The organism is Escherichia sp. E2562 (assembly GCF_005781075.1).
Classification (GTDB): domain Bacteria; phylum Pseudomonadota; class Gammaproteobacteria; order Enterobacterales; family Enterobacteriaceae; genus Escherichia.
The window spans coordinates 183,665-205,698 of record NZ_VATM01000003.1 but is presented as its reverse complement, the minus strand read 5'-3'; the positions used below and the strand labels follow the sequence as shown (position 1 = coordinate 205,698).

At 52.0% G+C, this 22,034-nt stretch carries 20 protein-coding genes; 16 read left to right on the top strand and 4 right to left on the bottom strand.

Annotated elements, in window-relative coordinates; translation table 11 throughout:
- Window position 1 precedes the first annotated feature (1 nt).
- Window positions 2-406, bottom strand: a complete 405-nt coding sequence (locus FEK43_RS04855; protein WP_135406035.1) for a DUF2541 family protein — start codon at window positions 404-406, stop codon at window positions 2-4.
- A 375-nt stretch (window positions 407-781) separates the two neighbouring features.
- Between FEK43_RS04855 and dnaK the strand changes: the two genes are divergently transcribed.
- The gene (dnaK, locus tag FEK43_RS04850; protein WP_000516137.1) at window positions 782-2,698 is read left to right on the top strand and encodes a molecular chaperone DnaK; all 1,917 of its coding nucleotides are present in this window, start codon (window positions 782-784) and stop codon (window positions 2,696-2,698) included.
- Window positions 2,699-2,786: 88 nt separating this feature from the next.
- Entirely contained in the window at window positions 2,787-3,917 is a 1,131-nt protein-coding gene (gene dnaJ / locus FEK43_RS04845; RefSeq protein WP_001118464.1) for a molecular chaperone DnaJ, read from the top strand.
- Window positions 3,918-4,021: 104 nt separating this feature from the next.
- Here the strand turns inward: dnaJ and mokC are convergent, their stop codons facing one another.
- A complete protein-coding gene (gene mokC, locus FEK43_RS04840) occupies window positions 4,022-4,174 on the bottom strand; it encodes a type I toxin-antitoxin system toxin MokC (protein ID WP_000809168.1) in 153 nt (50 codons plus the stop codon).
- A 584-nt stretch (window positions 4,175-4,758) separates the two neighbouring features.
- On the opposite strand from mokC, the gene nhaA reads away from it, so the two are divergent.
- Complete coding sequence (nhaA, locus tag FEK43_RS04835; RefSeq protein WP_135406036.1) at window positions 4,759-5,925, top strand: Na+/H+ antiporter NhaA; 1,167 nt, start codon at window positions 4,759-4,761, stop codon at window positions 5,923-5,925.
- Between the two features lie 59 nt (window positions 5,926-5,984).
- Entirely contained in the window at window positions 5,985-6,890 is a 906-nt protein-coding gene (gene nhaR, locus FEK43_RS04830; protein ID WP_135406037.1) for a transcriptional activator NhaR, read from the top strand.
- 96 nt (window positions 6,891-6,986) lie between these two features.
- On the opposite strand, the gene rpsT is transcribed toward nhaR, so the two are convergent.
- On the bottom strand, window positions 6,987-7,250 hold the full coding sequence (gene rpsT, locus FEK43_RS04825) for a 30S ribosomal protein S20 (RefSeq protein WP_001274019.1): 264 nt from the start codon (window positions 7,248-7,250) through the stop codon (window positions 6,987-6,989).
- A 102-nt stretch (window positions 7,251-7,352) separates the two neighbouring features.
- Between rpsT and FEK43_RS04820 the strand changes: the two genes are divergently transcribed.
- The 12 genes from FEK43_RS04820 to caiF all read left to right on the top strand — a co-directional run bounded on the left by FEK43_RS04820 (window position 7,353) and on the right by caiF (window position 21,230).
- Window positions 7,353-7,571 carry a DUF2575 family protein gene (locus FEK43_RS04820; RefSeq protein WP_064525381.1) on the top strand — a complete coding sequence of 73 codons (219 nt, stop codon included), beginning with the start codon at window positions 7,353-7,355 and terminating at the stop codon, window positions 7,569-7,571.
- A gap of 7 nt (window positions 7,572-7,578) precedes the next feature.
- On the top strand, window positions 7,579-8,520 hold the full coding sequence (gene ribF / locus FEK43_RS04815) for a bifunctional riboflavin kinase/FAD synthetase (protein WP_135406038.1): 942 nt from the start codon (window positions 7,579-7,581) through the stop codon (window positions 8,518-8,520).
- A gap of 42 nt (window positions 8,521-8,562) precedes the next feature.
- Window positions 8,563-11,379 carry an isoleucine--tRNA ligase gene (gene ileS, locus FEK43_RS04810; RefSeq protein WP_135406039.1) on the top strand — a complete coding sequence of 939 codons (2,817 nt, stop codon included), beginning with the start codon at window positions 8,563-8,565 and terminating at the stop codon, window positions 11,377-11,379.
- Window positions 11,379-11,873: a signal peptidase II gene (lspA, locus tag FEK43_RS04805; protein WP_000083381.1), complete on the top strand. Its 495-nt coding sequence runs from the start codon at window positions 11,379-11,381 to the stop codon at window positions 11,871-11,873. The genes ileS and lspA overlap by 1 nt, the downstream gene beginning before the upstream one ends.
- Window positions 11,874-11,979: 106 nt before the next feature.
- A complete protein-coding gene (gene fkpB / locus FEK43_RS04800; RefSeq protein ID WP_000004655.1) occupies window positions 11,980-12,429 on the top strand; it encodes an FKBP-type peptidyl-prolyl cis-trans isomerase in 450 nt (149 codons plus the stop codon).
- Window position 12,430: 1 nt separating this feature from the next.
- Window positions 12,431-13,381, top strand: coding sequence for a 4-hydroxy-3-methylbut-2-enyl diphosphate reductase (ispH, locus tag FEK43_RS04795; RefSeq protein WP_130204835.1), 951 nt, complete (start codon window positions 12,431-12,433; stop codon window positions 13,379-13,381).
- Window positions 13,382-13,446: 65 nt separating this feature from the next.
- Window positions 13,447-14,361 (top strand): ribonucleoside hydrolase RihC, encoded by a 915-nt coding sequence (gene rihC / locus FEK43_RS04790; protein ID WP_130204837.1) that lies wholly within the window; start codon window positions 13,447-13,449, stop codon window positions 14,359-14,361.
- Between the two features lie 22 nt (window positions 14,362-14,383).
- Entirely contained in the window at window positions 14,384-14,749 is a 366-nt protein-coding gene (locus FEK43_RS04785; RefSeq protein ID WP_130204839.1) for a DUF805 domain-containing protein, read from the top strand.
- A gap of 160 nt (window positions 14,750-14,909) precedes the next feature.
- Window positions 14,910-15,731, top strand: coding sequence for a 4-hydroxy-tetrahydrodipicolinate reductase (gene dapB / locus FEK43_RS04780; RefSeq protein WP_135406040.1), 822 nt, complete (start codon window positions 14,910-14,912; stop codon window positions 15,729-15,731).
- A gap of 456 nt (window positions 15,732-16,187) precedes the next feature.
- Window positions 16,188-17,336 (top strand): glutamine-hydrolyzing carbamoyl-phosphate synthase small subunit, encoded by a 1,149-nt coding sequence (carA, locus tag FEK43_RS04775; RefSeq protein ID WP_001589662.1) that lies wholly within the window; start codon window positions 16,188-16,190, stop codon window positions 17,334-17,336.
- 17 nt (window positions 17,337-17,353) lie between these two features.
- A complete protein-coding gene (carB, locus tag FEK43_RS04770; RefSeq protein ID WP_130204843.1) occupies window positions 17,354-20,575 on the top strand; it encodes a carbamoyl-phosphate synthase large subunit in 3,222 nt (1,073 codons plus the stop codon).
- 259 nt (window positions 20,576-20,834) lie between these two features.
- Entirely contained in the window at window positions 20,835-21,230 is a 396-nt protein-coding gene (gene caiF / locus FEK43_RS04765; RefSeq protein ID WP_130204845.1) for a carnitine metabolism transcriptional regulator CaiF, read from the top strand.
- A gap of 208 nt (window positions 21,231-21,438) precedes the next feature.
- On the opposite strand, the gene caiE is transcribed toward caiF, so the two are convergent.
- On the bottom strand, window positions 21,439-22,029 hold the full coding sequence (gene caiE / locus FEK43_RS04760; protein WP_131161266.1) for a carnitine operon protein CaiE: 591 nt from the start codon (window positions 22,027-22,029) through the stop codon (window positions 21,439-21,441).
- Window positions 22,030-22,034 lie beyond the last annotated feature (5 nt).

Genomic DNA, 22,034 nt, shown 5'->3' with positions numbered 1-22,034 from the left:
GTTAATCGTCGCCGATAATTTTCAGCGTGGCCATATCGGACGAGTTCACTGTATGACCGGAAAAGGTGATTTTTGACACGCAGCGTTTGTTGTCGTTATCGCTGTTAATGTTGATCCAGCTGGTGGTTTGCCCTTCTTTAATTTCGGCGGGAACATTCAGGCTTTGACTGGCGCTACGGGCGGCTTTGAAATAAACCGACGCGCCGCTCAACTGTAAATCGCCGTGCTCGGCGGTGAGTTGGATACGTTTTACGATGCGGCAAACGGGGAGTTTCAGTGCCAGATCGTTGGTTTCGTTACGCGGCATCGCAATGACGCCGAGGATTTTATGGTCGTTAGCTTGCGCCGTGCAGCACAGCATAAGGCTAAGTACCAGGCTGGCGGAAATCGTAAAAACGGATTTCATAAAGATTCTCTTAGCGGGGGAGCCGTAGGGGATGAATAGCCACTAGTTTACTGCTGGCGAAAAGAAGATTCAGGTATGTAATCTTTTCTTTTTATTACAATTTTTTGGTGAATCTCTTGTGTTGGATTCATTCTTTATATGAATGAAATTGCCGTCTGTTTCATGTCTTCTTACGGCATATCACGAAATTTCTGCGCAAAAGCACAAAAAATTTTTGCATCTCCCCCTTGATGACGTGGGTTACGACCCCATTTAGTAGTCAACCGCAGTGAGTGAGTCTGCAAAAAAATGAAATTGGGCAGTTGAAACCAGACGTTTCGCCCCTATTACAGACTCATACCACATGATGACCGAATATATAGTGGAGACGTTTAGATGGGTAAAATTATTGGTATCGACCTGGGTACTACCAACTCTTGTGTAGCGATTATGGATGGCACCACTCCTCGTGTGCTGGAGAACGCCGAAGGCGATCGCACCACGCCTTCTATCATTGCCTATACCCAGGATGGTGAAACTCTGGTTGGTCAGCCGGCTAAACGTCAGGCAGTGACGAACCCGCAAAACACCCTGTTTGCGATTAAACGCCTGATTGGCCGCCGCTTCCAGGACGAAGAAGTACAGCGTGATGTTTCCATCATGCCGTTCAAAATTATTGCTGCTGATAACGGCGACGCATGGGTCGAAGTTAAAGGCCAGAAAATGGCACCGCCGCAGATTTCTGCTGAAGTGCTGAAAAAAATGAAGAAAACCGCGGAAGATTACCTGGGCGAACCGGTAACTGAAGCTGTTATCACCGTACCGGCATACTTTAACGATGCTCAGCGTCAGGCAACCAAAGACGCAGGCCGTATCGCTGGTCTGGAAGTAAAACGTATCATCAACGAACCGACCGCAGCTGCGCTGGCTTACGGTCTGGACAAAGGTACTGGTAACCGTACTATCGCGGTTTATGACCTGGGTGGTGGTACTTTTGATATTTCCATTATCGAAATCGACGAAGTTGACGGCGAAAAAACCTTCGAAGTTCTGGCTACCAACGGTGATACCCACCTGGGTGGTGAAGACTTTGATAGCCGCCTGATCAACTACCTGGTTGAAGAATTCAAGAAAGATCAGGGCATTGACCTGCGCAACGACCCGCTGGCAATGCAGCGCCTGAAAGAAGCGGCAGAAAAAGCGAAAATCGAGCTGTCTTCCGCTCAGCAGACCGACGTTAACCTGCCGTACATCACTGCAGACGCGACCGGTCCGAAACACATGAACATCAAAGTGACTCGTGCGAAACTGGAAAGCCTGGTTGAAGACCTGGTAAACCGTTCCATCGAGCCGCTGAAAGTTGCACTGCAGGACGCTGGCCTGTCCGTATCTGATATCGACGACGTTATCCTCGTTGGTGGTCAGACTCGTATGCCAATGGTTCAGAAGAAAGTTGCTGAATTCTTTGGTAAAGAGCCGCGTAAAGACGTTAACCCGGACGAAGCTGTAGCTATCGGTGCTGCTGTTCAGGGTGGTGTTCTGACTGGTGACGTAAAAGACGTACTGCTGCTGGACGTTACCCCGCTGTCTCTGGGTATCGAAACTATGGGCGGTGTGATGACGACGCTGATCGCGAAAAACACCACTATTCCGACCAAGCACAGCCAGGTGTTCTCTACCGCTGAAGACAACCAGTCTGCGGTAACCATCCACGTGCTGCAGGGTGAACGTAAACGTGCGGCTGATAACAAATCTCTGGGTCAGTTCAACCTGGATGGTATCAACCCGGCACCGCGCGGTATGCCGCAGATCGAAGTTACCTTCGATATCGATGCTGACGGTATCCTGCACGTTTCCGCGAAAGATAAAAACAGCGGTAAAGAGCAGAAGATCACCATCAAGGCTTCTTCTGGTCTGAACGAAGATGAAATCCAGAAAATGGTACGCGACGCAGAAGCGAACGCCGAAGCTGACCGTAAGTTTGAAGAGCTGGTACAGACCCGCAACCAGGGCGACCATCTGCTGCACAGCACCCGTAAGCAGGTTGAAGAAGCAGGCGACAAACTGCCGGCTGACGACAAAACTGCTATCGAGTCTGCGCTGACTGCACTGGAAACTGCTCTGAAAGGTGAAGACAAAGCCGCTATCGAAGCGAAAATGCAGGAGCTGGCACAGGTTTCCCAGAAACTGATGGAAATCGCCCAGCAACAACATGCCCAGCAGCAGACTGCCGGTGCTGATACTTCTGCAAACAACGCGAAAGATGACGATGTTGTCGACGCTGAATTTGAAGAAGTCAAAGACAAAAAATAATCGCCCTATAAACGGGTAATTATACTGACACGGGCGAAGGGGAATTTCCTCTCCGCCCGTGCATTCATCTAGGGGCAAATCAAAAAAGATGGCTAAGCAAGATTATTACGAGATTTTAGGCGTTTCCAAAACAGCGGAAGAGCGTGAAATCAAAAAGGCCTACAAACGCCTGGCCATGAAATACCACCCGGACCGTAACCAGGGTGACAAAGAGGCCGAAGCGAAATTTAAAGAGATCAAGGAAGCTTATGAAGTTCTGACCGACTCGCAAAAACGTGCGGCATACGATCAGTATGGCCATGCGGCGTTTGAGCAAGGCGGCATGGGCGGCGGCGGTTTTGGCGGCGGCGCAGACTTCAGCGATATTTTTGGTGACGTTTTCGGCGATATTTTTGGCGGCGGACGTGGTCGTCAACGTGCGGCGCGTGGTGCTGATTTACGCTATAACATGGAGCTCACCCTCGAAGAAGCTGTACGTGGCGTGACCAAAGAGATCCGCATTCCGACTCTGGAAGAGTGTGACGTTTGCCACGGTAGCGGTGCAAAACCAGGTACACAGCCGCAAACCTGTCCGACCTGTCATGGTTCTGGTCAGGTGCAGATGCGCCAGGGCTTCTTCGCCGTACAACAGACCTGTCCACACTGTCAGGGCCGCGGTACGCTGATCAAAGATCCGTGCAACAAATGTCATGGTCATGGTCGTGTTGAGCGCAGCAAAACGCTGTCCGTTAAAATCCCGGCAGGGGTGGATACCGGGGACCGCATCCGTCTTGCGGGCGAAGGTGAAGCGGGCGAACACGGCGCACCGGCAGGCGATCTGTACGTTCAGGTTCAGGTTAAACAGCACCCGATTTTCGAGCGTGAAGGCAACAACCTGTATTGCGAAGTCCCGATCAACTTCGCTATGGCGGCGCTGGGCGGTGAAATCGAAGTGCCGACCCTCGATGGTCGCGTCAAACTGAAAGTGCCTGGCGAAACCCAGACCGGTAAGCTGTTCCGTATGCGCGGTAAAGGTGTCAAGTCTGTCCGCGGTGGTGCGCAAGGTGACTTGCTGTGCCGCGTAGTGGTCGAAACACCGGTAGGTCTGAACGAGAAGCAGAAACAACTGCTGCAAGAGCTGCAGGAAAGCTTCGGTGGCCCAACCGGCGAGCACAACAGTCCGCGTTCGAAGAGTTTCTTTGATGGCGTGAAGAAGTTTTTCGACGACCTGACTCGCTAACCTCCCCAAAAGCCTGCCCGTGGGCAGGCCTGGGTAAAAACCAGGGTGCGTTGAAGATATGCGAGCACCTGTAAAGTGGCGGGGATAACTCCCCGCCGTTGCTCTTACTCGGATTCGTAAGCCGTGAAAACAGCAACCTCCGTCTGGCCAGTTCGGATGTGAACCTCACAGAGGTCTTTTCTCGTTACCAGCGCCGCCACTACGGCGGTGATACAGATGACGATCAGGGCGACAATCATCGCCTTATGCTGCTTCATTGCTCTCTTCTCCTTGACCTTACGGTCAGTAAGAGGCACTCTACATGTGTTCAGCATATAGGGGGCCTCGGGTTGATGGTAAAATATCACTCGGGGCTTTTCTCTATCTGCCATCCAGCTAATGCCTGAGACAGATAGCCTCAAGCACCCGCCGCTATTATACCGCTCTCTTTAACCCACTCTGTTTTATCGATTCTAATCCTGAAGACGCCTCGCATTTTTATGGCGTAATTTTTTAAGGATTTAATTATTTAACTTTAATTTATCTCTTTATCGCAATTATTGACGACAAGCTGGATTATTTTTGAAATATTGTCCTAACAAACGACGCCGACTTACAACAAATTAATTATTACTTTTCCGAATTAATCCCTCAGAAATCCAGACCTTAAGCTATGATTATCAGGGCTTGAGGTCATCAGCCACCGCTTTCGAGCGCCAAAAACACTTCCTCTGCTGGTGACTTAATCTTCTTTATAGATCGTAAAAAACGAATTATTCCTACACTATAATCTGATTTTAACGATGATTCGTGCAGAGTAAAATAGTAAAAACGATCTATTCACCTGAAAGAGAAATAAAAAGTGAAACATCTGCATCGATTCTTTAGCAGTGATGCCTCGGGAGGCATTATTCTCATCATTGCCGCTGTTCTGGCGATGATTATGGCCAACAGCGGCGCAACCAGTGGATGGTATCACGACTTTCTTGAGACGCCGGTTCAGCTCCGGGTTGGTTCTCTTGAAATCAATAAAAACATGCTGTTATGGATAAATGACGCGTTAATGGCGGTATTTTTCCTGTTGGTTGGTCTGGAAGTTAAACGCGAGCTGATGCAAGGATCGCTGGCCAGTTTGCGCCAGGCGGCATTTCCAGTTATTGCCGCAATCGGCGGGATGATTGTCCCGGCATTGCTCTATTTGGCCTTTAACTACGCCGATCCTGTTACTCGTGAAGGGTGGGCGATCCCGGCGGCAACTGACATTGCTTTTGCGCTGGGGGTTCTGGCGTTATTGGGAAGTCGTGTACCGTTGGCGCTGAAGATCTTTTTGATGGCGCTGGCTATTATCGATGATCTTGGGGCCATCATAATCATTGCCTTGTTTTACACTAATGATTTGTCGATGACCTCTCTTGGCGTTGCAGCTGTAGCAATTGCGGTGCTCGCGGTGCTGAACATTTGTGGTGTTCGCCGTACGGGAGTTTATATTCTGGTCGGCGTGGTGCTGTGGACCGCAGTGTTGAAATCAGGTGTCCACGCAACGCTGGCAGGTGTCATTGTCGGTTTCTTTATTCCATTGAAAGAGAAGCATGGCCGTTCTCCGGCGAAGCGCCTGGAGCATGTATTGCATCCATGGGTGGCTTATCTGATTTTGCCGCTGTTTGCTTTTGCCAATGCCGGCGTTTCTCTGCAAGGCGTGACGTTTGATGGCCTGACCTCCATCCTGCCATTAGGGATCATCGCCGGTTTGCTGATTGGCAAGCCGTTGGGTATTAGTTTGTTCTGCTGGTTGGCGCTGCGTTTGAAACTGGCTCATTTGCCAGAGGGAACCACTTATCAGCAAATTATGGCGGTTGGGATCTTGTGCGGTATCGGTTTTACTATGTCTATCTTTATTGCCAGCCTGGCTTTTGGTAGCGTAGATCCAGAACTGATTAACTGGGCGAAATTGGGCATTCTGGTTGGCTCAATCTCTTCGGCGGTAATTGGATATAGCTGGTTACGCATTCGTTTACGTCCATCAGTTTGACAGGGCGATGTACCGGGGAGCCATAAATGGCTCCCTTTTCATTCTTATCAGGGAGAGAAATGAGCATGTCTCATATCAATTACAACCACTTGTATTACTTCTGGCATGTCTATAAAGAAGGTTCTGTGGTTGGCGCAGCGGAGGCGCTTTATTTAACACCACAAACCATTACTGGGCAGATCCGGGCGCTGGAAGAGCGCCTGCAAGGGAAACTATTTAAGCGTAAAGGACGTGGTCTGGAACCCAGCGAACTGGGGGAGCTGGTCTATCGCTACGCCGATAAAATGTTCACCTTAAGCCAGGAAATGCTGGATATCGTCAACTATCGCAAAGAGTCCAATTTGTTGTTTGATGTTGGCGTGGCAGATGCTCTTTCCAAACGCCTGGTCAGTAGTGTATTGAATGCCGCAGTGGTGGAAGACGAGCAGATCCATTTACGCTGTTTTGAATCGACGCACGAGATGCTGTTGGAGCAACTGAGTCAGCATAAGCTGGATATGATCATCTCTGACTGCCCGATAGACTCCACCCAGCAGGAAGGGCTGTTTTCCATAAAAATTGGCGAGTGTGGTGTCAGTTTCTGGTGCACTAACCCGCTGCCAGAAAAGCCGTTTCCTGCCTGTCTGGAAGAGCGTCGCTTACTTATTCCGGGGCGTCGCTCAATGTTGGGACGCAAGCTATTAAACTGGTTTAACTCTCAGGGCTTACACGTTGAAATTCTGGGGGAGTTTGATGATGCTGCGTTGATGAAAGCTTTTGGAGCGACGCATAACGCTATTTTCGTTGCACCTTCGCTTTACGCTAATGATTTCTATAACGATGACTCGGTTATGGAGATAGGCCGCGTTGAGAACGTGATGGAAGAGTACCACGCGATTTTCGCCGAAAGGATGATTCAACATCCTGCGGTACAGCGTATTTGCAACACAGATTACTCTGCGTTGTTTACTTCAGCTTCAAAATAACCATTTGTACTCTGCAGGCTGCAGTTTTGGCCTGCAGATGGGCATAAAAAAACCCGCTTGCGCGGGCTTTTTTACAAAGCTGACAACAAAAGGCGATTAAGCCAGTTTGTTGATCTGTGCAGTCAGGTTAGCCTTATGACGTGCAGCTTTGTTTTTGTGGATCAGACCTTTAGCAGCCTGACGGTCCACGATCGGTTGCATTTCGTTAAATGCTTTCAGTGCAGCAGCTTTGTCGCCAGCTTCGATAGCTGCGTATACTTTCTTGATGAAAGTACGCATCATAGAGCGACGGCTTGCGTTGTGCTTACGAGCCTTTTCAGACTGAATGGCGCGCTTCTTAGCTGATTTGATATTAGCCAAGGTCCAACTCCCAAATGTGTTCTATATGGACAATTCAAAGGCCGAGGAATATGCCCTTTTAGCCTTCTTTTGTCAATGGATTTGTGCAAATAAGCGCCGTTAATGTGCCGGCGCTCGTTACGTAGTGATGGCGCAGGATTCTACCAGCTTGCGGGGTGTGAATACAGCTTTTCCGCGATAAAAATTGCATCAGGCCGTGAGTTTCTGCCCGTGATTTGCGCCATGGCAATGAAAAGCCACTTCTTTCTGATTTCGGTACTCAATCGCCGGTTAACCTTGACCGCTGTACAAGGTATACTCGGACGATTTTCACTGTTTTGAGCCAGACATGAAGCTGATACGCGGCATACATAATCTCAGCCAGGCCCCGCAAGAAGGGTGTGTGCTGACTATTGGTAATTTCGACGGCGTGCATCGCGGTCATCGCGCGCTGTTGCAGGGCTTGCAGGAAGAAGGGCGCAGGCGAAACTTACCGGTGATGGTGATGCTTTTTGAACCTCAACCACTGGAACTGTTTGCTACCGATAAAGCCCCGGCAAGACTGACCCGACTGCGGGAAAAACTGCGTTACCTTGCAGAGTGTGGCGTAGATTACGTGCTGTGCGTGCGTTTCGACAGGCGCTTTGCGGCGCTGACTGCGCAAAACTTCATCAGCGATCTACTGGTGAAGCATTTGCGGGTAAAATTCCTCGCCGTGGGTGATGATTTCCGCTTTGGCGCTGGTCGTGAAGGCGATTTCTTGTTATTACAGAAAGCTGGCGTGGAATACGGCTTTGACATTACCAGTACGCAAACTTTTTGCGAAGGTGGCGTGCGTATCAGCAGCACCGCTGTGCGTCAGGCACTTGCAGACGATAATCTGGCTCAGGCAGAAAGTTTACTGGGGCACCCGTTTGCCATCTCCGGGCGTGTGGTCCACGGTGATGAATTAGGGCGCACGATAGGTTTCCCGACGGCGAATGTACCGCTACGCCGTCAGGTTTCCCCGGTGAAAGGGGTTTATGCGGTGGAAGTGCTGGGCCTCGGCGAAAAGCCGTTACCCGGCGTGGCAAACATCGGAACACGCCCAACGGTTGCCGGTATTCGCCAGCAGCTGGAAGTGCATTTGTTAGATGTTGCAATGGACCTTTACGGTCGCCATATACAAGTAGTGCTGCGTAAAAAAATACGCAATGAGCAGCGATTTGCGTCGCTGGACGAACTGAAAGCGCAGATTGCGCGTGATGAATTAACCGCCCGCGAATTTTTTGGGCTAACAAAACCGGCTTAAGCCTGTTATGTAATCAAACCGAAATACGGAACCGAGAATCTGATGAGTGACTATAAATCAACCCTGAATTTGCCGGAAACAGGGTTCCCGATGCGTGGCGATCTCGCCAAACGCGAACCGGGAATGCTGGCGCGTTGGACTGATGATGACCTGTACGGCATCATTCGTGCGGCTAAAAAAGGCAAAAAAAACTTCATTCTGCATGATGGCCCTCCTTATGCGAATGGCAGCATTCATATTGGTCACTCGGTTAACAAGATTCTGAAAGACATTATCGTGAAGTCCAAAGGACTTTCCGGTTATGACTCGCCGTATGTGCCTGGCTGGGACTGCCACGGTCTGCCGATCGAGCTGAAAGTAGAGCAAGAATACGGTAAGCCGGGTGAGAAATTCACTGCTGCCGAGTTCCGCGCCAAGTGCCGCGAATACGCTGCGACCCAGGTTGACGGTCAGCGCAAAGACTTTATCCGTCTGGGCGTGCTGGGCGACTGGTCGCACCCGTACCTGACCATGGACTTCAAAACTGAAGCCAATATCATCCGCGCGCTGGGCAAAATCATCGGCAACGGTCACCTGCACAAAGGCGCGAAGCCAGTGCACTGGTGCGTTGACTGCCGTTCTGCACTGGCAGAAGCGGAAGTTGAGTATTACGACAAAACTTCTCCGTCCATCGACGTCGCTTTCCAGGCGGTCGATCAGGATGCGCTGAAAGCAAAATTTGTCGTCAGCAACGTTAACGGCCCAATCTCGCTGGTAATCTGGACCACCACGCCGTGGACTCTGCCTGCAAACCGCGCAATCTCTATTGCACCGGATTTCGACTATGCGCTGGTGCAGATCGACGGTCAGGCCGTGATTCTGGCGAAAGATCTGGTTGAAAGCGTAATGCAGCGTATCGGCGTTACCGATTACACCATTCTCGGCACGGTAAAAGGTGCGGAGCTTGAGCTGCTGCGCTTTACCCATCCGTTTATGGGTTTCGACGTTCCGGCAATCCTCGGCGATCACGTTACCCTGGATGCTGGTACCGGTGCCGTTCACACCGCGCCTGGCCACGGTCCGGACGACTATGTAATCGGTCAAAAATATGGTCTGGAAACCGCTAACCCGGTTGGCCCGGACGGCACTTATCTGCCGGGTACTTACCCGACGCTGGATGGCGTGAACGTCTTCAAAGCGAACGACATCGTCGTTGCGCTGCTGCAGGAAAAAGGTGCGCTGCTGCACGTTGAGAAAATGCAGCACAGCTATCCGTGCTGCTGGCGTCACAAAACGCCGATCATCTTCCGCGCGACGCCGCAGTGGTTCGTCAGCATGGATCAGAAAGGTCTGCGTGCGCAGTCACTGAAAGAGATCAAAGGCGTGCAGTGGATCCCTGACTGGGGCCAGGCGCGTATCGAGTCGATGGTCGCTAACCGTCCTGACTGGTGTATCTCCCGTCAGCGCACCTGGGGCGTACCGATGTCACTGTTCGTGCATAAAGACACGGAAGAACTGCATCCGCGTACCCTCGAACTTATGGAAGAAGTGGCTAAACGCGTTGAAGTTGATGGCATCCAGGCGTGGTGGGATCTCGATGCGAAAGAGATTCTCGGCGACGAAGCTGACCAGTATGTGAAAGTGCCGGATACTCTCGACGTATGGTTTGACTCCGGATCTACCCACTCTTCCGTTGTTGACGTGCGTCCTGAATTTGCTGGTCACGCAGCGGATATGTATCTGGAAGGTTCTGACCAACACCGCGGCTGGTTCATGTCCTCTCTGATGATCTCTACCGCGATGAAGGGCAAAGCGCCGTATCGTGAGGTACTGACCCACGGCTTTACCGTGGATGGTCAGGGTCGCAAGATGTCTAAATCCATCGGCAACACCGTTTCGCCGCAGGATGTGATGAACAAACTGGGCGCGGATATTCTGCGTCTGTGGGTGGCATCTACCGACTACACCGGTGAAATGGCCGTTTCTGACGAGATCCTGAAACGTGCTGCCGACAGCTATCGTCGTATCCGTAACACCGCGCGCTTCCTGCTGGCAAACCTGAACGGTTTTGATCCGGCAAAAGATATGGTGAAACCGGAAGAGATGGTGGTACTTGATCGCTGGGCCGTAGGTTGTGCGAAAGCGGCACAGGAAGACATCCTCAAGGCGTACGAAGCATACGATTTCCACGAAGTGGTACAGCGTCTGATGCGCTTCTGTTCCGTTGAGATGGGTTCCTTCTACCTCGACATCATCAAAGACCGTCAGTACACCGCCAAAGCGGACAGTGTGGCGCGTCGTAGCTGCCAGACTGCGCTGTATCACATCGCAGAAGCGCTGGTTCGCTGGATGGCACCTATCCTCTCCTTCACCGCTGATGAAGTGTGGGGCTACCTGCCGGGCGAGCGTGAAAAATACGTCTTCACCGGCGAGTGGTACGAAGGCCTGTTTGGTCTGGCAGACAGCGAAGCGATGAACGATGCGTTCTGGGACGAGCTGCTGAAAGTGCGTGGCGAAGTGAACAAAGTCATTGAGCAAGCGCGTGCCGACAAGAAAGTGGGCGGCTCGCTGGAAGCGGCAGTGACGCTGTATGCTGAACCGGAACTGGCGGCGAAACTGACTGCGCTGGGCGATGAATTACGATTTGTCCTGTTGACCTCCGGCGCTACCGTTGCAGACTATAACGACGCACCTGCTGATGCTCAGCAGAGCGAAGTACTCAAAGGGCTGAAAGTCGCGTTGAGTAAAGCCGAAGGTGAGAAGTGTCCACGCTGCTGGCACTACACCCAGGATGTCGGCAAGGTGGCGGAACACGCAGAAATCTGCGGCCGCTGTGTCAGCAACGTCGCCGGTGACGGTGAAAAACGTAAGTTTGCCTGATGAGTCAATCGATCTGTTCAACAGGGCTACGCTGGCTGTGGCTGGTGGTAGTCGTGCTGATTATCGATCTGGGCAGCAAATACCTGATCCTCCAGAACTTTGCTCTGGGGGATACGGTCCCGCTGTTCCCGTCGCTTAATCTGCATTATGCGCGTAACTATGGCGCGGCGTTTAGTTTCCTTGCCGATAGCGGCGGCTGGCAGCGTTGGTTCTTTGCCGGTATAGCGATTGGTATTAGCGTGATTCTGGTAGTGATGATGTATCGCTCAAAAGCCACGCAGAAGCTAAACAATATCGCTTACGCGCTGATTATTGGCGGCGCGCTGGGCAATCTGTTCGACCGCCTGTGGCACGGCTTCGTTGTCGATATGATCGACTTCTACGTCGGCGACTGGCACTTCGCCACCTTCAACCTTGCCGATACTGCAATCTGTGTCGGTGCGGCACTGATTGTGCTGGAAGGTTTTTTGCCTTCTAAAGCGAAAAAACAATAATAAACCCTGCCGGATGCGATGCTAACGCATCTTATCCGGCCTACAGATTGCTGCGAAATCGTAGGCGCATCCGGCAAAAATCCTCAAAATATAAGAGCAAACCTGCATGTCTGAATCTGTACAGAGCAATAGCGCCGTCCTGGTGCACTTCACGCTAAAACTCGACGATGGCACCACCGCCGAGTCTACCCGCAACAACGGTAAACCGGCGCTATTCCGCCTGGGTGATGCTTCTCTTTCCGAAGGGCTGGAGCAACATCTGCTGGGGCTGAAAGTGGGCGATAAAACCACCTTCTCGCTGGAGCCAGATGCGGCGTTTGGCGTGCCGTCACCAGACCTGATTCAGTACTTCTCCCGCCGTGAGTTTATGGATGCAGGCGAGCCAGAAATTGGCGCAATCATGCTTTTTACCGCAATGGATGGCAGTGAGATGCCTGGCGTGATCCGCGAAATTAACGGCGACTCCATTACCGTTGATTTCAACCATCCGCTGGCCGGGCAGACCGTTCATTTTGATATTGAAGTGCTGGAAATCGATCCGGCACTGGAGGCGTAACATGCAGATCCTGTTGGCCAACCCGCGTGGTTTTTGTGCCGGGGTAGACCGCGCTATCAGCATTGTTGAAAACGCGCTGGCCATTTACGGCGCACCGATTTATGTCCGTCACGAAGTGGTACATAACCGCTACGTGGTCGATAGCCTGCGCGAGCGTGGGGCTATCTTTATTGAGCAGATCAGCGAAGTGCCGGACGGCGCGATCCTGATTTTTTCCGCACACGGTGTTTCTCAGGCAGTCCGCAACGAAGCGAAAAGTCGCGATTTGACGGTATTTGACGCGACCTGTCCGCTGGTGACCAAAGTGCATATGGAAGTCGCGCGCGCCAGCCGTCGTGGCGAAGAGTCGATTCTCATCGGCCACGCCGGGCATCCGGAAGTGGAAGGTACGATGGGCCAGTACAGTAACCCGGAAGGGGGAATGTATCTGGTCGAGTCGCCGGACGACGTGTGGAAACTGACGGTCAAAAACGAAGAGAAACTCTCCTTTATGACCCAGACCACGCTATCGGTGGATGACACGTCTGATGTCATCGACGCACTGCGTAAACGCTTCCCGAAAATTGTCGGGCCGCGCAAAGATGATATCTGCTACGCCACCACCAACCGTCAGGAAGCGGTACGCGCCCTGGCAGAGCAGGCAGAAGTGGTGCTGGTGGTCGGATCGAAAAATTCCTCCAACTCCAACCGTCTGGCGGAACTGGCCCAGCGCATGGGCAAACGGGCGTTTTTGATTGACGATGCGACAGATATCCAGGAAGAGTGGGTAAAAGAGGTGAAATGCGTCGGTGTGACTGCTGGCGCATCGGCTCCGGATATTCTGGTACAGAACGTAGTCGCACGTTTACAGCAGCTTGGCGGTGGCGAAGCCATTCCGCTGGAAGGCCGCGAAGAAAATATCGTTTTCGAAGTGCCGAAAGAGTTGCGTGTCGATATTCGTGAAGTTGATTAAGTCATTAGCAGCCTAAGTTATGCGAAAATGCCGGTCTTGTTACCGGCATTTTTTATGGAGAAAACATGCGTTTACCTATTTTCCTCGATACAGACCCCGGCATTGACGATGCCGTCGCTATTGCCGCCGCGATTTTTGCCCCCGAGCTCGACCTGCAACTGATGACCACCGTCGCAGGTAATGTCTCGGTTGAGAAAACTACCCGCAACGCCCTGCAACTGCTGCATTTCTGGAATGCGGAGATTCCGCTTGCCCAGGGAGCTGCCGTGCCGCTGGTACGCGCACCGCGTAATGCAGCATCTGTGCACGGTGAATCGGGAATGGCTGGCTACGACTTTGTCGAGCACAACAGAAGCCCACTGGACAAACCCGCATTTCTGGCTATTCGGGATGCCCTGCTGCGTGCGCCTGAGCCTGTTACTCTGGTAGCCATCGGCCCGTTAACCAATATTGCGCTGTTACTTTCACAATGCCCGGAATGCAAACCGCATATTCGCCGTCTGGTGATCATGGGTGGTTCTGCCGGACGCGGCAACTGCACACCAAACGCCGAGTTTAATATCGCTGCCGATCCAGAAGCGGCTGCGTGCGTCTTCCGTAGCGGCATCGAAATCGTCATGTGCGGTCTGGATGTCACCAATCAGGCGGTGTTAGCTCCTGATTATCTTGCTACATTGCCGGAGTTGAATCGTACCGGAAAAATGCTGCACGCCTTGTTTAGTCACTACCGTAGCGGCAGTATGCAAAGCGGTCTGCGTATGCACGATCTCTGCGCCATCGCCTGGCTGGTGCGCCCGGACTTATTCACTCTCAAGCCGTGTTTTGTGGCAGTGGAAACGCAGGGCGAATTTACCTCAGGTACTACGGTTGTTGATATCGACGGTTGCCTGAGTAAACCTGCAAACGTGCAGGTGGCGCTGGATCTGGATGTGAAAGGCTTTCAGCAGTGGGTGGCGGAAGTGCTGGCCCTGGCGAACTAATCAGAAAACAAGGAAGTGTTCTATGACGTATGGAGAAGCGTATTTGGAAGGGTGGAAAAACATCTTTAATTATGAAGGTGTCGCCACCCGTTTTGAGTTCTGGTCGTTTATGATCGGTAGTGTCGTTATCTGTCTGCTACCGCTTTTATGCTGGTGGTTTGCGGAAACAATGAACAATGACTATGGTGTTTTCATTTTTTTTGCGCTGCCCGCGTCATTTATTTTAACGTTGATTTTTGCCGTACCGGCGATGGCGCTAGCCGTCAGAAGGATGCACGATATCGGATATCCAGGGTGGTGGGTCATTATTGTCGTGTTGATCCCTGTTACGGGCGTAATTCTGCTTATACTTTGCTGCCTGCCGTCAAAGTCACAAGACCAGGCATAATGACAGATGGTATGACGCATCACTTTCTGCGTCATGCCTTTCACTGATATCCCTCCCTGTTTATCATTAATTTCTAATTATCAGCGTTTTTGGCTGGCGGCGTAGCGATGCGCTGGTTACTCTGAAAACGGTCTATGCAAATTAACAAAAGAGAATAGCTATGCATGATGCAAACATCCGCGTTGCCATCGCGGGAGCCGGGGGGCGTATGGGCCGCCAGTTGATTCAGGCGGCGCTGGCATTAGAAGGCGTGCAGCTGGGCGCGGCGCTGGAGCGCGAAGGATCTTCTTTACTGGGCAGCGACGCCGGTGAACTGGCCGGAGTCGGAAAAACAGGCGTTACCGTGCAAAGCAGCCTCGACGCGGTAAAAGATGATTTTGATGTGTTTATCGATTTTACCCGTCCGGAAGGTACGCTGAACCATCTCGCTTTTTGTCGCCAGCATGGTAAAGGGATGGTGATTGGTACAACGGGTTTTGATGACGCTGGCAAACAAGCGATTCGTGACGCTGCCACAGATATTGCGATTGTCTTTGCCGCCAATTTTAGCGTTGGCGTTAACGTCATGCTTAAGCTGCTGGAGAAAGCCACTCAGGTAATGGGTGACTACACCGATATTGAAATTATCGAAGCACATCATAGACATAAAGTCGATGCGCCGTCAGGCACTGCGCTGGCGATGGGGGAGGCGATTGCCCACGCTCTTGATAAAGACCTGAAAGATTGCGCGGTCTACAGTCGTGAAGGCCATACCGGTGAACGTGTTCCTGGCACCATTGGTTTTGCCACTGTACGAGCGGGTGACATCGTGGGTGAACATACCGCCATGTTTGCCGATATCGGCGAACGTCTGGAGATTACCCATAAGGCGTCCAGCCGCATGACATTTGCTAACGGTGCGGTAAGATCGGCATTGTGGCTAAATGGCAAGAAAAAAGGTCTTTTTGATATGCGAGATGTGCTGAATCTCAATAAATTATAACCACAAAACATTTGTATTGATGCAAAAATAACATATCTAATTTATTGATTGTAAAGGGCTTTAATTTTTAGCCCTTTTATTTTGTGGTTTTTTCTTAATGATTGATTAAAATTGCTAAAAATACAAAGTTTTGTCTGTGGTTTTTGTTGTTTTAATGTAAATTTTGACCATTTGGTCCACTTTTTTCCCGAGTGAATTTGGTTTTTACATTCTTCTCGCTGTGCAAGCGTTTTCCTGACTACGTTAGGTGATCTTTTTGTCGCTTAATGCCATAAAAATATGCATGACGCATAAAATCATATAATAAATACCGCGATTGAGTTGACTTTTAGCGCCCATATCTCCAGAATGCCGCCGTTTGCCAGAAATTCGTCGGTAAGCAGATTTGCATTGATTTACGTCATCATTGTGAATTAATATGCAAATAAAGTGAGTGAATATTCTCTGGAGGGTGTTTTGATTAAGTCAGCGCTATTGGTTCTGGAAGACGGAACCCAGTTTCACGGTCGGGCCATAGGGGCAACAGGTTCGGCGGTTGGGGAAGTCGTTTTCAATACTTCAATGACCGGTTATCAAGAAATCCTCACTGATCCTTCCTATTCTCGTCAAATCGTTACTCTTACTTATCCCCATATTGGCAATGTCGGCACTAATGACGCCGATGAAGAATCTTCTCAGGTACATGCACAAGGTCTGGTGATTCGCGACCTGCCGCTGATTGCCAGCAACTTCCGCAACACCGAAGACCTCTCTTCTTACCTGAAACGCCATAACATCGTGGCGATTGCCGATATCGATACCCGTAAGCTGACGCGTTTACTGCGCGAGAAAGGCGCACAGAATGGCTGCATTATCGCGGGCGATAACCCGGATGCGGCGCTGGCATTAGAAAAAGCCCGCGCGTTCCCAGGTCTGAACGGCATGGATCTGGCAAAAGAAGTGACCACCGCAGAAGCCTATAGCTGGACACAAGGGAGCTGGACGCTGACCGGCGGCCTGCCAGAAGCGAAAAAAGAAGACGAGCTGCCGTTCCACGTCGTGGCCTACGATTTCGGTGCCAAGCGCAACATCCTGCGGATGCTGGTGGACAGAGGCTGCCGCCTGACCATCGTTCCGGCGCAAACTTCTGCGGAAGATGTGCTGAAAATGAATCCAGACGGTATCTTCCTCTCCAACGGTCCTGGCGACCCGGCCCCGTGCGATTACGCTATTACTGCCATCCAGAAATTCCTCGAAACCGATATTCCGGTATTCGGCATCTGCCTCGGCCATCAGTTGCTGGCACTGGCGAGCGGTGCGAAGACCATTAAGATGAAGTTCGGACACCACGGCGGCAACCATCCGGTGAAAGATGTTGAGAAAAACGTGGTGATGATCACCGCCCAGAACCACGGTTTTGCGGTGGATGAAGCAACATTACCTGCAAACCTGCGTGTCACGCATAAATCCCTGTTCGACGGTACGTTACAGGGGATTCATCGCACCGATAAACCGGCGTTCAGCTTCCAGGGTCACCCGGAAGCCAGCCCTGGTCCACACGACGCAGCGCCGTTGTTCGACCACTTTATCGAGTTAATTGAGCAGTACCGTAAAACCGCTAAGTAATCAGGAGTAAAAGAGTCATGCCAAAACGTACAGATATAAAAAGTATCCTGATTCTGGGTGCGGGCCCGATTGTTATCGGTCAGGCGTGTGAGTTTGACTACTCTGGCGCGCAAGCATGTAAAGCCCTGCGCGAAGAAGGTTACCGCGTCATTCTGGTGAACTCCAACCCGGCGACCATCATGACCGACCCGGAAATGGCTGATGCGACCTACATCGAGCCGATTCACTGGGAAGTGGTACGCAAGATTATTGAAAAAGAGCGCCCGGACGCAGTGCTGCCAACGATGGGCGGTCAGACGGCGTTGAACTGCGCGCTGGAGCTGGAGCGTCAGGGTGTGCTGGAAGAGTTCGGTGTCACCATGATTGGTGCTACCGCCGATGCGATTGATAAAGCAGAAGACCGCCGCCGTTTCGACGTAGCGATGAAGAAAATCGGTCTGGAAACTGCGCGTTCCGGTATTGCACACACGATGGAAGAAGCGCTGGCGGTTGCCGCTGACGTGGGCTTCCCGTGCATTATTCGCCCATCCTTCACCATGGGCGGTAGTGGTGGCGGTATCGCTTATAACCGCGAAGAGTTTGAAGAAATCTGCGCCCGCGGTCTGGATCTCTCCCCGACCAAAGAGCTGCTGATTGATGAGTCGCTGATTGGCTGGAAAGAGTACGAGATGGAAGTGGTGCGTGATAAAAACGACAACTGCATCATCGTCTGCTCTATCGAAAACTTCGATGCAATGGGCATCCACACCGGTGACTCCATCACTGTCGCGCCAGCGCAAACGCTGACTGACAAAGAATATCAAATCATGCGTAACGCCTCGATGGCAGTGCTGCGTGAAATCGGTGTTGAAACCGGTGGTTCCAACGTCCAGTTTGCGGTGAACCCGAAAAACGGTCGCCTGATTGTTATCGAAATGAACCCGCGCGTGTCCCGTTCTTCGGCGCTGGCGTCGAAAGCCACTGGTTTCCCGATTGCTAAAGTGGCGGCGAAACTGGCGGTGGGTTACACCCTCGACGAACTGATGAACGACATCACAGGCGGACGTACTCCGGCCTCCTTTGAGCCGTCCATCGACTATGTGGTTACTAAAATTCCTCGCTTCAACTTCGAGAAATTCGCTGGTGCGAACGACCGTCTGACCACTCAGATGAAATCGGTTGGCGAAGTGATGGCGATTGGTCGCACGCAGCAGGAGTCCCTGCAAAAAGCGCTGCGCGGCCTGGAAGTCGGTGCGACTGGCTTTGACCCGAAAGTGAGCCTGGATGACCCGGAAGCGTTAACCAAAATCCGTCGCGAACTGAAAGATGCAGGCGCAGAGCGTATCTGGTACATCGCCGATGCTTTCCGTGCGGGCCTGTCTGTGGACGGCGTCTTCAACCTGACCAACATTGACCGCTGGTTCCTGGTACAGATTGAAGAGCTGGTGCGTCTGGAAGAGAAAGTCGCAGAAGTGGGCATCACTGGCCTGAACGCTGACTTCCTGCGCCAGCTGAAACGCAAAGGCTTTGCCGATGCGCGTCTGGCTAAACTGGCGGGCGTTCGCGAAGCGGAAATCCGCAAGCTGCGCGACCAGTATGATCTGCACCCGGTTTATAAGCGCGTGGATACCTGTGCGGCAGAATTTGCCACCGACACCGCTTATATGTACTCCACTTATGAAGAAGAGTGCGAATCGAATCCGTCTACCGACCGTGAAAAAATCATGGTGCTTGGCGGCGGCCCGAACCGTATCGGTCAGGGTATCGAATTCGACTACTGCTGCGTACACGCCTCGCTGGCGCTGCGTGAAGACGGTTACGAAACCATTATGGTGAACTGTAACCCGGAAACCGTCTCCACCGACTACGATACTTCCGACCGCCTCTACTTCGAGCCGGTAACTCTGGAAGATGTGCTGGAAATTGTGCGTATTGAGAAGCCGAAAGGCGTTATCGTCCAGTACGGCGGTCAGACCCCGCTGAAACTGGCACGTGCGCTGGAAGCCGCTGGCGTCCCGGTTATCGGTACCAGCCCGGATGCGATTGACCGTGCAGAAGACCGTGAACGCTTCCAGCATGCGGTTGACCGTCTGAAACTGAAACAACCGGCGAACGCCACCGTTACCGCTATTGAAATGGCGGTTGAGAAGGCAAAAGAGATTGGCTACCCGCTGGTGGTGCGCCCGTCTTACGTTCTCGGCGGTCGGGCGATGGAAATCGTCTATGACGAAGCTGACCTGCGTCGCTACTTCCAGACGGCGGTCAGCGTGTCTAACGATGCGCCAGTGTTGCTGGATCACTTCCTTGATGATGCGGTTGAAGTTGACGTGGATGCCATCTGCGACGGCGAAATGGTGCTGATTGGCGGCATTATGGAGCACATCGAGCAGGCGGGCGTGCACTCCGGTGACTCCGCATGTTCTCTGCCTGCGTACACCTTAAGTCAGGAAATTCAGGATGTGATGCGCCAGCAGGTGCAGAAACTGGCCTTCGAATTGCAGGTGCGCGGCCTGATGAACGTGCAGTTTGCGGTGAAAAACAACGAAGTCTACCTGATTGAAGTTAACCCGCGTGCGGCGCGTACCGTTCCGTTCGTCTCCAAAGCCACCGGCGTGCCGCTGGCAAAAGTGGCGGCGCGCGTGATGGCTGGCAAATCGCTGGCTGAGCAGGGCGTAACCAAAGAAGTTATCCCGCCGTACTACTCGGTGAAAGAAGTGGTGCTGCCGTTCAACAAATTCCCGGGCGTTGACCCGCTGTTAGGGCCAGAAATGCGCTCCACCGGGGAAGTGATGGGCGTCGGGCGCACCTTCGCTGAAGCATTTGCCAAAGCGCAGCTGGGCAGTAACTCCACCATGAAGAAACAGGGCCGTGCGCTGCTCTCCGTGCGTGAAGGCGACAAAGAACGCGTGGTGGACCTGGCGGCAAAACTGCTGAAACAGGGCTTCGAGCTGGATGCAACCCACGGCACGGCGATTGTGCTGGGCGAAGCAGGTATCAACCCGCGTCTGGTAAACAAGGTGCATGAAGGTCGTCCGCACATTCAGGACCGTATCAAGAATGGCGAATATACCTACATCATCAACACCACCTCAGGTCGTCGCGCGATTGAAGACTCCCGCGTGATCCGTCGCAGTGCGCTGCAATATAAAGTGCATTACGACACCACCCTGAACGGCGGTTTCGCCACCGCGATGGCGCTGAATGCCGATGCGACCGAAAAAGTTATTTCGGTGCAGGAAATGCACGCACAGATCAAATAATAGCGTGTGATGGCGGATATGTTCTATTCGCCAATTTGATCGAATAACTAATACGGTTCTCGAAAGAGGACCGTTTTTTTATCTGTAAGACAAAACTTTGTTGGAATTCATATTTTTGATGGCGTAAGCAGGATTTTGCTCACACTAATCCTTCGTTAGGTTGCATACTATCGATATATCCACAATTTTAATATGGCCTTGTTTAATTGCTGCAAAACGAGTCATAGCCAGTCTTTTAATTTGTGAAACTGGAGTTCGTATGTGTGAAGGATGTGTTGAAAAACCACTCTATTTGTTAATCGCCGAATGGATGATGGCTGAAAACCGGTGGGTGATAGCAAGAGAGATCTCTATTCATTTCGATATTGAACACAGCAAGGCGGTTAATACCCTGACTTATATTCTGTCGGAAGTCGCAGAAATAAGCTGCGAAGTTAAGATGATCCCTAATAAGCTGGAAGGGCGGGGATGCCAGTGCCAGCGACTGGTAAAAGTGGTCGATATCGATGAGCAAATTTACGCGCGCCTGCGCAATAACAGCCGGGATAAATTAGTCGGCGTAAGAAAGACTCCGCGTATTCCTGCCGTTCCGCTCACGGAACTTAACCGCGAGCAGAAGTGGCAGATGATGTTGTCAAAGAGTATGCGTCGTTAATGTCATTTCGTTGATACCGTGCGACCTGGTCGCCGGATGCGATGCTGGCGCATCTTATCCGGCCTACGGTTGCTCTCCAGCAGGGTTGGATAAGGCGTTTATGCCGCATCCGACAGCTATCGCCGGATGCGATGCTGGCGCATCTTATCCTGCCTACGGGGGCTTTCCTGCCGGGTTGGATAAGGCGTTTATGCCGCATCTGACGATGTTACCGTTTCGGCGTCACATCCGTCGTCCCCTGCAAACGGGGGCGATTTTCCTCCATTTGCCTCAACGGCTGCGTTTCATGTAACGATGCATGACAACGCCCGACAAGATCATGATATTCTTTGGTATTTAACCGCTTCCAGTGTAACTCGTCGTCACTCACACTGCGTACAGCGCGGGCTGGCGTCCCCATCAACAACTGGCGTTTCTCGCCGCTAAAGCCTGCTTTGACAAAACTCATGGCGGCAACAATGCTCTCTTCGCCAATGACCGCGCCATCCATAATCACGCTGTTCATCCCGACCAATGCATCGCGACCAATCACACAACCATGCAGGATCGCTCCGTGCCCGATATGGCCGTTTTCTCCAACGATGGTGTCAGTGTCGCAGTAGCCATGCATAATGCAGCCATCCTGAATATTGGCTCCCGCTTGCACGATCAAACGCCCGTAGTCACCACGCAGCGAGGCGAGGGGGCCGATGTAGACTCCGGCCCCCACAATCACATCGCCAATCAATACTGCACTGGGATGGACAAACGCCGTCGGGTGAACCACTGGAATTAACCCTTCAAAGGCGTAATAGCTCACGGTTG

Excerpts from the sequence above, each read along its gene's own strand:
- FEK43_RS04855 (WP_135406035.1), bottom strand. The coding sequence starts at position 406 with ATGAAATCCGTTTTTACGATTTCCGCCAGCCTGGTACTTAGCCTTATG.
- dnaK (WP_000516137.1), top strand. The coding sequence starts at position 782 with ATGGGTAAAATTATTGGTATCGACCTGGGTACTACCAACTCTTGTGTA.
- dnaJ (WP_001118464.1), top strand. The coding sequence starts at position 2,787 with ATGGCTAAGCAAGATTATTACGAGATTTTAGGCGTTTCCAAAACAGCG.
- mokC (WP_000809168.1), bottom strand. The coding sequence starts at position 4,174 with ATGAAGCAGCATAAGGCGATGATTGTCGCCCTGATCGTCATCTGTATC.
- nhaR (WP_135406037.1), top strand. The coding sequence starts at position 5,985 with ATGAGCATGTCTCATATCAATTACAACCACTTGTATTACTTCTGGCAT.
- FEK43_RS04820 (WP_064525381.1), top strand. The coding sequence starts at position 7,353 with ATGTGCCGGCGCTCGTTACGTAGTGATGGCGCAGGATTCTACCAGCTT.
- ribF (WP_135406038.1), top strand. The coding sequence starts at position 7,579 with ATGAAGCTGATACGCGGCATACATAATCTCAGCCAGGCCCCGCAAGAA.
- ileS (WP_135406039.1), top strand. The coding sequence starts at position 8,563 with ATGAGTGACTATAAATCAACCCTGAATTTGCCGGAAACAGGGTTCCCG.
- lspA (WP_000083381.1), top strand. The coding sequence starts at position 11,379 with ATGAGTCAATCGATCTGTTCAACAGGGCTACGCTGGCTGTGGCTGGTG.
- fkpB (WP_000004655.1), top strand. The coding sequence starts at position 11,980 with ATGTCTGAATCTGTACAGAGCAATAGCGCCGTCCTGGTGCACTTCACG.
- ispH (WP_130204835.1), top strand. The coding sequence starts at position 12,431 with ATGCAGATCCTGTTGGCCAACCCGCGTGGTTTTTGTGCCGGGGTAGAC.
- rihC (WP_130204837.1), top strand. The coding sequence starts at position 13,447 with ATGCGTTTACCTATTTTCCTCGATACAGACCCCGGCATTGACGATGCC.
- FEK43_RS04785 (WP_130204839.1), top strand. The coding sequence starts at position 14,384 with ATGACGTATGGAGAAGCGTATTTGGAAGGGTGGAAAAACATCTTTAAT.
- dapB (WP_135406040.1), top strand. The coding sequence starts at position 14,910 with ATGCATGATGCAAACATCCGCGTTGCCATCGCGGGAGCCGGGGGGCGT.
- carB (WP_130204843.1), top strand. The coding sequence starts at position 17,354 with ATGCCAAAACGTACAGATATAAAAAGTATCCTGATTCTGGGTGCGGGC.
- caiF (WP_130204845.1), top strand. The coding sequence starts at position 20,835 with ATGTGTGAAGGATGTGTTGAAAAACCACTCTATTTGTTAATCGCCGAA.